The organism is Geminocystis sp. GBBB08 (genome assembly GCF_016743215.1).
Lineage (GTDB): Bacteria > Cyanobacteriota > Cyanobacteriia > Cyanobacteriales > Cyanobacteriaceae > Geminocystis.
In genome coordinates this window covers 1-11851 of sequence record NZ_VRZC01000124.1, presented here as the reverse complement: position 1 = coordinate 11851, position 11851 = coordinate 1, and the positions used below count along the sequence as shown (strand labels likewise).

The following is an 11851-nucleotide window of genomic DNA, read 5'->3' as shown; positions in this document are numbered from 1 at the left end:
GTGCAACGGTAGAAAACACTTTATTCCAAGATAGTGAACAAGCAAACACTTTCCGTGCTTTTGAACCTACCCAAGCTGAAGAAACCTACTCTATGGTAACAGCTAACCGTTTCTGGTCTCAGATTTTCGGTATCGCTTTCTCTAACAAACGTTGGTTACACTTCTTTATGTTGTTTGTACCCGTGACTGGTTTATGGATGAGTTCTATCGGTATCGTTGGTTTAGCATTTAACCTTCGTGCTTATGACTTCGTTTCTCAAGAGTTAAGAGCGGCGGAAGATCCTGAGTTTGAAACATTTTATACCAAAAACATCCTATTAAACGAAGGGTTGCGCGCATGGATGGCGCCTCAAGATCAACCCCACGAAAAATTTGTATTCCCTGAGGAGGTACTTCCACGTGGTAACGCTCTCTAATCCGATCGGCGGTCGTGACTTAGAATCTACCGGTTTTGCATGGTGGTCTGGTAATGCTAGACTGATCAACTTATCTGGTAAATTATTAGGTGCTCACGTTGCCCACGCAGGTCTAATTGTGTTCTGGGCAGGTGCAATGACTTTATTTGAAACTGCTCACTTCATCCCCGAAAAGCCTATGTATGAACAGGGCTTCATCTTATTACCTCACATTGCCACTTTAGGCTGGGGTGTCGGTGCTGGTGGTGAAGTCACAGATATTTTCCCCTTCTTTGTCGTAGGTGTTCTTCACCTTATCTCTTCCGCAGTCCTTGGATTAGGCGGTCTTTATCATGCTTTGCGTGGTCCTGAAACCTTAGAAGAATATTCTAGTTTCTTTGGCTATGACTGGAAAGATAAAAACCAAATGACCAATATTATTGGTTATCACTTAATCCTTTTAGGTATCGGTGCTTTATTACTTGTATTCAAAGCCATGTTTTTTGGCGGTGTTTATGATACTTGGGCTCCCGGCGGCGGTGATGTTCGTGTAATTAGTAACCCTACTCTTAATCCAGCGATTATCTTTGGTTATTTAATCAAAGCTCCTTTTGGTGGTGAAGGTTGGATTGTCAGTGTTAACAACATGGAAGACATCATCGGTGGTCATATTTGGGTTGGCTTAACTTGTATCTTTGGTGGTATTTGGCACATCTTAACCAAGCCTTTTGGTTGGGCTCGTCGTGCTTTAATCTGGTCAGGAGAAGCCTATCTTTCCTATAGTTTGGGTGCTTTATCCTTAATGGGATTCATCGCTTCTACTATGGTATGGTACAATAACACCGCTTATCCTAGTGAATTTTATGGTCCTACTGGTGCTGAAGCATCTCAAGCTCAAGCCTTAACCTACTTAATTCGTGACCAAAGATTAGGTGCTAACGTAGGTTCTGCTCAAGGGCCTACTGGTTTAGGTAAATACTTGATGCGCTCTCCTACTGGTGAAATCATCTTCGGTGGTGAAACCATGCGTTTCTGGGACTTCAGAGGTCCTTGGTTAGAGCCTCTTCGTGGTCCTAACGGTTTAGATTTAGATAAAGTCAGAAACGATATTCAACCTTGGCAAGTACGTCGTGCAGCTGAATATATGACTCATGCTCCTTTAGGTTCTTTGAACTCTGTAGGTGGTGTTATTACTGACGTAAATGCTTTTAACTATGTATCTCCTCGTGCATGGTTAGCAACCTCTCACTTCACTTTAGGTTTCTTCTTCTTAGTTGGTCATTTATGGCACGCTGGAAGAGCTCGTGCTGCTGCTGGTGGTTTCGAGAAAGGAATCGATCGGGAAGATGAGCCGACTTTAGCATTACCAGATCTTGACTAATATTATCGTCTTGAATCTTTGCTAAATCCATCAGCCTCTGCCTTTATGGTGGGGGCTTTTTTAACTAAGAAGTAAATTGTTCCTAAAAAGTATTATGATTGTTGTTGGCTTGATGAGTGGTACTTCGGTAGATGGTATTGATGCTGCGGTAGTTGATATTCAAGGTACAGCATTAAATTTAAAGGTTAATCTGTTAGTTGGGCACACTTTCCCTTATTCGGCTAATTTGCGCACCAAAATTCTTCAAGTTTGCGAAGGAGATTGTCTTAAAATGGCCGAATTTGCTCAATTAGATTATGCGATCGCCTCTGAATTTGCTCAAGGGGCATTGAATATAATTCCTCAAAATATTCAAGTAGATTTAATTGGCTCTCATGGTCAAACACTATATCATCAACCTCCCCATCAAAACCAGCTAGGCTATAGCTTACAGTTGGGGAGAGGAGATGCGATCGCCTATTTAACGGGTATTGATACTGTTAGTAATTTTCGAGTGGCTGATATTGCCGTAGGTGGACAAGGTGCACCATTGGTGTCTAAAATTGATTTATGTTTATATCATCATCCTCGTCACAGTCGTTGTTTACAAAATATTGGCGGTATCGGTAACGCTACTTATTTACCCTCAACTTCTCAACAAAAATGGCAAGAAAAAGTTATCGGTTGGGATACTGGACCGGGTAATGCTTTAATAGATTTAGCAGTACAAGAATTGAGTAATAATCAACAAACCTTTGACTTTAACGGTGAGTGGAGTCGTCAAGGAAAACCATGTCAACCTTTAGTTAAAAAATGGCTAAAACAAGACTTTTTTCACCAAAAACCGCCAAAATCTACGGGTAGAGAATTATTTGGGCATATTTATTTACAAAAATGCCGTCAAGATGCCCATAATTATAATTTAAGTGATGCTGATTGGTTAGCAACTTTGACAGAATTAACCGTTGCTTCTATTGCTGATAGTTATCATCGTTTTTTACCTGCATTACCCCATGAGGTGATTCTAGCCGGAGGTGGTAGTCGTAACAGTTACTTAAAAGAGCGTTTACAAACTTATCTCCCTGATTGTAATTTACTTACTAGCGATGATTTAGGTATCAGTAGTGAATTTAAAGAGGCCATAGCTTTTGCTATTTTAGCCTATTGGCACGTTAATAGTTATCCGGGCAATTTACCTAATGTGACGGGTGCGAAAAAAGAGGTTATTTTAGGGCAAATGAATAAAACGAATAGGTAATAGGTTAGTATTATTCAAATTATTAAAACCTAAAACCCAAAACTGATACATTTATGCGGAACAATACGGTATATTCCCGTACTGAGCAACAATAGCATTTGAGTATTTTACTCAAAAGGAGGTATCCCTCAAAGCCTTAAAAATATTTTTAAGACGCTTAATCTGACATTGATGCCAGTTTTACTTCACCCACGGAAGCGTTGATAGTATTACTATCTTATTTTTGTAAGGTACTTCCCCAAAAGGGGCAACCAAAATCTTCTTTTATTCTACATCAAATATTGCTTTTATGAAACAGAAATTTAATATTTTAACAAACTTTTTTTTTATTTGTCCTTTTATGCCATTTTATATCCATTTATGTGGAAAATCGAAGATTTAGTAAATCTCTTTCCAGAAAAAATAAGGCTTATAATAGTTGACAAAAATCTATCTAATGTTTTTTCCTATTATAAATGGAATGTAACGATTTAAAAACCAACTTACAGGAACTAAAATAAATATAGCAAATAAAGCGTAAATTAATGCCACAATATCAGATTGATCAATTAATTCCTTAGGGATTTTTAAAATATAAACTGCAATCCCCGTAAAAAATGGAAATAAAAGTAAATGTAAAGGAAAGATGACTATAGTGTTTTTCCCTATTTCTGCAAAAATTTGATGAGGTTTGATTATTTTAGAAATTTGACACCAGAAAAATATCCCAGATAAAGCAGCTAAATAAAAGTATAAATAATTTTTCCCAAAATTGCCGATAACAAATGCACTTGTTTCATTAAACATAGAAAAAATGAGATAAGTTAGTAGCCCAAAAAATAAGGAAGGAAAATTATACCAAGTTTTAAATTCTTCATTAAATATATAGGGTTTAATCAAGTAGCCAATAGTATAAAAAACTACCGCAGTTATAGCAACATCAATACTAAATGGTAGTCTAAAGTGTTCTATCTTAATAAATTCAAAGTAGTAGTAGCCAATAATTGATAATATAAAAACTGTTAGTGGTAATTTTTTAGGAGATAAACGAATTAAGAAAAAGAAAATTAATTCAGTGATAAATAAACAAGGAAAAAACCAGAGACTAATATTATATTTCATCCATCCATAACCTGCTACCCCATAGAGAGTATTAATAATAAAATCCCATAAAGGATTATTAGGTAAAGAATCACCTTTTAGTTTTCCAATCAGAAAAAACCAAATCAAATAACTAACAATACTAAAAGTTAAATAAGGAATAATTAAATGTTGAAACTTAATTTTAAAAAAAGATATAAATTTTTGTTCTTTAATAGATTTTTTTATAAATAAACCAGATATAAAAAAGAAAACTGGCATAAAAAATGAAGTTGTATATATACTGACAATTGATGAATTTCTACCAGTATGAATTAAAACTATAAAAAAGATACTAATAGTTCTTAAAGTATCAATCCAAGGTATTCTAATTTGACTATTATTTTCCCTAGACATAAAGTATTTGGTGATTTTGACTATTTTTCCAACAAAAAACTCTCCTTTTTTTCTTAATTATCTAATAATTCCTAATTCCTAATTTTAAATTCTTAATTATCTCGAATTTTGAGCCGAATTAATCCGATATTTGATCTTTTTTTGTGCAATAGTTAATAAAATATAAACAAGTAATAAATAAAGCAGGGCAAGGAGTTGAATTAGCATGAATAAATCTCCATCAATTGAAATTGTGCGGTTAATTAGAATTATTTAGGTTAAATAGATACAAAACTCCTTCTATACTTTTTTTAGAAAAAATTAGTATAAATCAAAGTTAAATATTTTCTGGAGATGTTTTAACAGGTATTTTTATCTTCTTGATTGATAGCAATAGATAAAATATCTGTTTATATCTAATGAATAAAAATAGGAACATCTTTTCTCACTTACAAAACTTGATTAAGATGTACTACTTTAATTTATTTCTGTCACTAACATTCTCAGTTTCCAACATTAAAGAAAAGCCAGAACTTTTTTCTCTGTCAACTCTACCCTGGGAATGGTTAGCTATCAAATGAATATATATAACTATTACTCTTATTAATATAAGATTAAGTTGATCAGTGTAACAATTGTAATCTAAGATTTTTTTCGTTTTAAGATTTATTGCTACTTATATATCTAAAATAACATAAATTGACCTTAAACAGAAGTTCCTGAAAAAATTTTTTCTTGAGAGTTAATCCTGATTAATCAACATTTTTATTGTATATTAACTATAATTCGTAGAAAAAATCGTCAATTCTGATCTCAGTAAGGGATACCATAGCTTAAAATAATAATAAGATATGTGAACTTTCGTAAACTATTTTTATAAAAAAAACTACTTATAAATGACAACTGCCACTTCTCTATTTACCCCGGTAGAAAATGATTTATTACTACTAATTGATAACTTAACCACCTTGGTAGAGGCACAACATCCCATTTTAGGCGCCGCCGCAGAACATTTGTTTAGTGCGGGGGGGAAAAGAATTCGCCCTGCCATCGTCTTGTTAATATCTCATGCTACATTAAATGGTCAAGAATTAACTCCTAGACATCGGCGTTTAGCAGAAATTACGGAGATGATTCATACAGCAAGTCTTGTTCATGATGATGTGGTGGATGATGCTGAAATTAGACGACAAGTGCCAACGGTTAACACTCTTTTTGGTAATCGTATTGCTGTGTTGGCGGGAGATTTTTTATTTGCCCAATCTTCATGGTATTTAGCAAATTTAGATAATCTTCAAGTAGTTAAATTATTGTCGGAAGTTATTAGAGATTTTGCAGAGGGAGAAATTCAGCAAGGGTTAAGCTGTTTTGATACAGATGTCACTTTAGAAAAATATTTACAAAAAAGTTATTTTAAAACTGCTTCTTTAATTGCTAATAGTGGAAAAGCTGCCGCCGTTTTAAGTGATGCTTCGGAGGAAGTAGCGAATAAAATTTATCATTATGGGCGTAATCTTGGTTTGGCTTTTCAAATTGTCGACGATATATTCGATTTTACTGCTTCTGAGGAAGTTTTAGGTAAACCGGTGGCTTCGGATTTAGCTAGTGGTAATCTTACTATACCTGTATTATTTGCCATGGAGGAAAAACCATTTTTAAAAATTTTGATTGAGAGGGAATTTAGTCAAGAAGGGGATTTAGAAAAGGCGTTGGAATTAGTTAAGCATAGTGATGGGATTGAAAAATCTAGGGCTTTGGCTTATCACCATAGTCAATTAGCTTTACGCAATTTAGATTGTTTACCAAAATCTTCAGCTACAGATTCTCTAGTGGAATTAACCGATTATGTTTTAAGTCGGATAAAATAACGTTTTTATTATTTAACACTTTCGAGACAATTTTTAGCTTTTTGAGAAAATTATTGTCAAGGATAAACTCTATAAATGATATAACACAAATTACAATCTAAGAGTTCAGAATTTCTGAAAAATTTAATGTTGATCAAATTATAATAAATCGATAAATTCATCTATAGTTAAATCCGCACTTTTTATAATAGTTCTTAATGTACCTTTAGCAATATTTTTATGATTTGGTATAACAATTTGAGAAAAAGGATTATCTTTTCTTAAAATAATATGACTTCCTTCTTGACGTTTTTGATAATAGCCAATTTTTGCCAATGCTTTAATACAGGTTTTACCTGACATATTTGGAATTTTTGTCATACTGCCATTAATAAAGCATCAAAATTTTCTACTGGAATGGGAATATTATCCTCTTCTAAGGCTTTGATATAACCATTAATGGCTTCCTTGATATTGATTAATGCTATTTCCTTTGTTTCTCCTTGAGAAATACAACCTTTTAAACTAGGACATTCTGCTATCCAATAACCATCTTCATCTCGATATAATAAAACTTGTCTCATTTTAGTTTATTTTTTACATATTAAAACTTTATGATTAATATAATATCGTAAATAAGTCAGACTTGATCAAAAATGTTGTATTTCTTATCTGAAAAATTGATATAATTAAATCTAATAAATTATTCTAGCTTAATCTGTTACAAACTCTTGAAAAAACCTACACAAACGGAACTATTTAATGAACAGAAATGCCTCAACATATATCAGAAAGTCAAGTATTAATAACTTTTCTTGAAGAGAAGAAAAATTCCCTTAAAAACAAGTGTTAAAAAGGTATTTATTTTGGAATATTTTTCGGTGAAAATCAATTGAAGCTGATTTGAAAGAAGAAAAATTTTAGGGAGATTTTGAGGATAATTGAGACAAGAAAGAATCATGACTAAATATGTCGTTGATATTCATGCTTTAATTTGGTTTATAGAAGGCAATTCAAAATTAGGTATTAATGCAAAAACTATTCTTGAGGATACTGAAAATAAACTTATTTTATCTGTAATTGTTTTAGCTGGGGCGATGCAATCCTTCGCTTACTTAACACCTGATACCTTGTTTTAACCGATAATTTCATATCGTACTTTAGTAGTATAAAAAAAACTTTTACATCAACTCAAAAAAATTTTAGCAAAAAGCGCATAAATTCATCAAACGACACTGATAAGTAGATAAGGAAACCAAAGTTTGAGGAAAATTTACCTTAATCTATTTTATGAAAATGCAAAAACGCAGTAATCTGGTGACGCAGTTTTCTTCCTTTCTCTGTTTGAAAGAAGAATCTTCTTCTGTAATTACTTACTGGGAAAAAACTCCGGAATTAGAGCAAAATATTCAATTGTTACTAAAACAACAGATAATTTCCTCTAAAGAAGATATTGTTGCCCAAGAATTTTTACGGTGGCTTAGGAAAAATCAAGATCAACTTAAACATAAACATTTAATTGCTTATTTACAAGAATCTTGTTTTTTTGCTACCCAAAAAGTTTATCAACGATTACGAAATTATTGGGATTTATTTACTTGGCAAGATTATTTTCAATGGGCGAATTTATTAGTATCTTCTCCTGTTAAATTATTAACACAATATGATAGTAATTTAAAGTTCAAATTAAATACTTATGCCAAAAATAAAATAGAATATCAACTAATCGATCAAGCCTATCAATACATGGGGTGGGAAAGGGCTTCTGATTGGGGATTATTAAAACAATTAAAGGTTGGTAATCGACGGAAATGTTTACAACAAATAGGTGGTTTAAAAGATATTAATTTAGAAAAATATTTACTTATTTGGGAATGTTTTAATCTTATTTATAAACCGCCACTAGCAGGACGAAATAAAAAGTTATTACCTCCTTCTATATCTCATTTTATTCAAGTAGGTAATGAATATAATTTTTTGATTACTAAAAAGTATCAAAATTTATCTTCTATTAATTCTGAAGAGTGCGAAAATATTTTATTGACTTGTATTAAATTTGCTCGTCAATATTGTAATCCTTCTACCATTACGACTAATGAAGATTTAGATTATTTAACTAATGATAAGACACTGAATTGTAACAATCAGGAAGAGAATTATCAAGATAAATATGATTTAGTTAATCAAGTTTTAGCTGAGGCTTTTGCTAAATTAATATCTCCCCAAAAAATTTTACTTCAATTATGGAAAGGTGTCAAACTAACTCAAACAGAAATTGCAGAAATTATGTCAGTTAATTATCCTAATTTTGTTACCCAACAGTTTCATGTTGCTCGTGAAATTAGTTTAGTCAGAACAATATTACTAGATTCATTAATTAAAAAAATTTTATTAGATGAAAAAGTAAAATTGACTCAAGGCAAAATCAAGGAATTAAAAAGTCCTTTAGATCATTGGCTACAAGAGTATTGTCAAAAACTTCTTTGGGAAAAAATATCTCTTATATATCAGTCTTTACCCTCAGAAGAAAAAGATAAACTTAAGGAATATTTAATCAATAAAGATTGGACTTTTAATGATGAAATTGAAGGTGATTTTTGTCAGAAAATTGCTCTAACTTTTCAAAAAAATCTACAATCAGAGTTTAATTTAGTTTTTCCTGAAAGCCAACATATCAAGATTAGTTTTCTACATTTAGTCGAAGAATGGATTAACGATTCTGTTTATTCTCTCATTAATAATAATTAGCTTTTAAAAATGATTTTTGTAAATAGTAACAACCTTAATATTATGTCTTTAGATTTATTTACAGCTTTTAATCCTGAACATTTATGGCTTAAATTTTCTCCTGAAGATCTTGCAAAAACTCAAGAAATTTCTGAAAAATGTTCTCCTAATGGGCAACATCAAGCCCTTTTAAATGCTCTTTCTTCCCTCTGTTTATTAAAATGGTTAAAGGTAACTTACCAAGATAGTAATAACTTTAAATTAGAGTTTGATAATGACAATTTATTAACTATGTGGGAATTTGTGAATGGCACTCCTATTCTTATTAACAATAATTCCACTCGTTTAATTTTATTCCCCCAAGAAAGTACAGATTTAACCGAATTTAATATTCCTCAAGAATGGGTTGATATTCCTCATTTTCGAGGAGATTATTTTTTACCTGTACAAATTAATTTAGATAGTGGTTGGTTAAGATTTTGGGGCTTTGCTACTTATGAAAATATTAAACAAAATAGTATTTATGATGATATTTTTCTTCAGTATATTTTTCCTCAAGATTTAGTCGAAGAAGATCTTAATTTATTATTTTTATTTGAAAAATATGGGCTTTCTTTTAAACCTGAATATCAACCTTTACCAATATTGTCTAACCAAGAAAAAAATAATTTATTGTCACAATTAAATCAGGCTAATAGTTTAACCTTACGTCATCGTTTAAATTTTGTTCAATGGGCGGGGATATTCGGTGATGAGACTTATCGTCAACTTCTTTATCAGCAATATCAACCGATTCGTTTAGGTGAATGGTTACATCATAATTTTAATCAAGCTTATAATCAAGGATGGCAACATCTTCAAGATTTAGTTGATACCCTATCTCTAGTTACTAATTCTTCTTCTCTCTCTTCTAATGGTATTGTGATGAGATCCGGTGAAATTAATTTACAATATATATATCAACTTCAAGATGAACAACAGTTGAAAATTGCGGCACAACGATTAAGCATTTTACCTCCAAATAGTATTCATAAAAATCAAGCCTTACAAGCTCTTGATTATATCATGACAAAATGCCGTGATGATGAAACCCGTTGGAATGCAGCCGAAGGTATTTGGCGTTTAGAGCCGAGTAATCCCAATGCTGGGTTATGGTGTGGTAAAAAGATTAATCTGGGCATAGATATGGGGGGTTTTTCTTTAGCTTTAGTGATTGGTTTATTACCAAAATCTGAAAACAAAAATAGTATCTTTTTCCGTCTTTATGCCATTAATGATTATGATACTTTACCTTCTAATCTTAAGGTTAACATTATGGATGAAAATACCCAGATATTTAAACAACTAGAAGCACAAGAAGGCGATCGACTATTACAATATAAATTTTGGGGGACAAAAGGTGAGTATTTTTGGATACAAATTAGTTGCGGAACAAATCAGTTAAGTGAGACGTTTATGATTTAGTCAGAAAATATCTATACCTAACGCCAAAAAAGAAGAACCTATAGTATCATAATTCGGAGAATCTTCCTTCTATTGTTAAACTAACAACATGACTGATATGAATAGATTTCTAAGAGGTGATCCTGTACCTTTGTTTCAGTGTAAAAGTACTAGCAATCCTAATTTTCATTTTAACACTATTGCTGGGCGTTATGTAATTTTATGTTTTTTTGGTTCTGCAACGGCAGAAAATACTATTAAAGCATTATCTTTTTTTTATCAACAGATACGCCCTAAATTTAATGATAGTGATTTATGCTTTTTTGGTGTTAGTGTTGATCCTCAAGATTTAGAATTAAATCGTGTTCAAGAGATTATACCCGGTATTCGTTTTTTTTGGGATTTTGATTTGCGGGTAAGCAATCAATATGGTGCCTTAGAAACTCAAGGAGATAATATCTTATACCATCCTTTTACTCTTATTCTTGATCCTTCTTTGCGAGTTATTGCTAATATCTCTCTTAATGATGCTGATGTTCATAACCGCACGATCGCCAATATAATTAATACATTACCTTCTGTTGATGATTATGCACAAGTACCTTTAACAGCACCTATTTTAATTGTGCCTCGTATCTTTGAGCCAGAATTTTGTCGCCAACTTATTAATTTATATAATCAAAATGGTGGGTCTGAATCAGGATTTATGCAAGAAAAAGACGGTAAAACTATTGGAATAATTAACAATAATTTTAAACGACGTCAAGATTATGAAATCGAATCAGAAGAAATAAGAAGTTATATGAGAGAGTGTTTAGGAAGAAGATTACTTCCTGAAATCAAAAAAGCGTTTCAGTTTGAAGCAACTCGTATAGAACGATATATCGTAGCTTGTTATGACAGTGAATCGGGAGGATTTTTTCGTCCTCATCGAGATAATACCACTAAAGGTACTGCTCATCGTCTTTTTGCCGTAACTATTAATCTCAATGCTGAAGAATACGAAGGAGGAGATTTATGCTTTCCTGAATTTGGAAGAAAAACTTATCGAGCTCCTACTGGTGGTGCTGTTGTATTTTCTTGCTCCGTTCTTCATGAAGCTACTCCCGTAACTAAAGGTACTCGTTATGCAACCTTGCCCTTTTTATACAATGAAGAAGCCGCAAAAATAAGAGAAGAAAACCTCAAATTTCTGACTAGTCAACAAATCAATGTTAATCAGGAATAAGAAATTATAGCAGATAAGGAGTTGATTAGGACGTTTTGAGATTCCTACGGTTATCTCGGAGTGACAACTATAGATTTTGAGAATGTCTTAACTAACCCGTTTATTGCTATATAACCTTCTTTCTATGAGCTGTTACCT

General features: G+C 32.2%; 10 protein-coding genes and 1 pseudogene. 8 read left to right on the top strand and 3 right to left on the bottom strand.

What is annotated here, in order from left to right:
* The 3 genes and pseudogenes from FWJ34_RS14330 to FWJ34_RS14320 form a co-directional block, all read left to right on the top strand.
* A pseudogene (locus tag FWJ34_RS14330) lies at positions 1-416 on the top strand (photosystem II D2 protein (photosystem q(a) protein)); the annotation flags it as partial.
* Positions 400-1776 (top strand): photosystem II reaction center protein CP43, encoded by a 1377-nt coding sequence (gene psbC, locus FWJ34_RS14325; RefSeq protein WP_308256014.1) that lies wholly within the window; start codon positions 400-402, stop codon positions 1774-1776. The pseudogene FWJ34_RS14330 and the gene psbC, both read left to right, overlap by 17 nt.
* Positions 1777-1870: 94 nt before the next feature.
* Positions 1871-3013, top strand: coding sequence for an anhydro-N-acetylmuramic acid kinase (locus tag FWJ34_RS14320; protein ID WP_308256013.1), 1143 nt, complete (start codon positions 1871-1873; stop codon positions 3011-3013).
* A gap of 429 nt (positions 3014-3442) precedes the next feature.
* On the opposite strand, the gene FWJ34_RS14315 is transcribed toward FWJ34_RS14320, so the two are convergent.
* Positions 3443-4489: an acyltransferase family protein gene (locus FWJ34_RS14315; RefSeq protein ID WP_308256012.1), complete on the bottom strand. Its 1047-nt coding sequence runs from the start codon at positions 4487-4489 to the stop codon at positions 3443-3445.
* An 875-nt stretch (positions 4490-5364) separates the two neighbouring features.
* Between FWJ34_RS14315 and sds the strand changes: the two genes are divergently transcribed.
* The gene (gene sds, locus FWJ34_RS14310) at positions 5365-6336 is read left to right on the top strand and encodes a solanesyl diphosphate synthase (RefSeq protein ID WP_308256011.1); all 972 of its coding nucleotides are present in this window, start codon (positions 5365-5367) and stop codon (positions 6334-6336) included.
* Positions 6337-6474: 138 nt separating this feature from the next.
* Here the strand turns inward: sds and FWJ34_RS14305 are convergent, their stop codons facing one another.
* Both FWJ34_RS14305 and FWJ34_RS14300 read right to left on the bottom strand, forming a co-directional pair.
* On the bottom strand, positions 6475-6696 hold the full coding sequence (locus FWJ34_RS14305; RefSeq protein ID WP_308256010.1) for a type II toxin-antitoxin system HicA family toxin: 222 nt from the start codon (positions 6694-6696) through the stop codon (positions 6475-6477).
* Positions 6693-6899, bottom strand: coding sequence for a type II toxin-antitoxin system HicB family antitoxin (locus FWJ34_RS14300; RefSeq protein ID WP_308256009.1), 207 nt, complete (start codon positions 6897-6899; stop codon positions 6693-6695). Before FWJ34_RS14300 ends, FWJ34_RS14305 begins: the two co-directional genes overlap by 4 nt.
* Before the next feature lie 375 nt (positions 6900-7274).
* Here FWJ34_RS14300 and FWJ34_RS14295 point away from each other — a divergent pair, with 375 nt between their 5' ends.
* From FWJ34_RS14295 to FWJ34_RS14280, 4 genes are all read left to right on the top strand, one after another.
* Entirely contained in the window at positions 7275-7454 is a 180-nt protein-coding gene (locus FWJ34_RS14295) for a hypothetical protein (RefSeq protein ID WP_308256008.1), read from the top strand.
* 151 nt (positions 7455-7605) lie between these two features.
* A complete protein-coding gene (locus FWJ34_RS14290) occupies positions 7606-9063 on the top strand; it encodes a sigma-70 family RNA polymerase sigma factor (protein ID WP_308256007.1) in 1458 nt (485 codons plus the stop codon).
* A gap of 42 nt (positions 9064-9105) precedes the next feature.
* Positions 9106-10506 (top strand): DUF1822 family protein, encoded by a 1401-nt coding sequence (locus tag FWJ34_RS14285; protein WP_308256006.1) that lies wholly within the window; start codon positions 9106-9108, stop codon positions 10504-10506.
* Positions 10507-10603: 97 nt separating this feature from the next.
* Positions 10604-11713, top strand: a complete 1110-nt coding sequence (locus FWJ34_RS14280) for a 2OG-Fe(II) oxygenase (RefSeq protein ID WP_308256005.1) — start codon at positions 10604-10606, stop codon at positions 11711-11713.
* Positions 11714-11851: the final 138 nt, after the last annotated feature.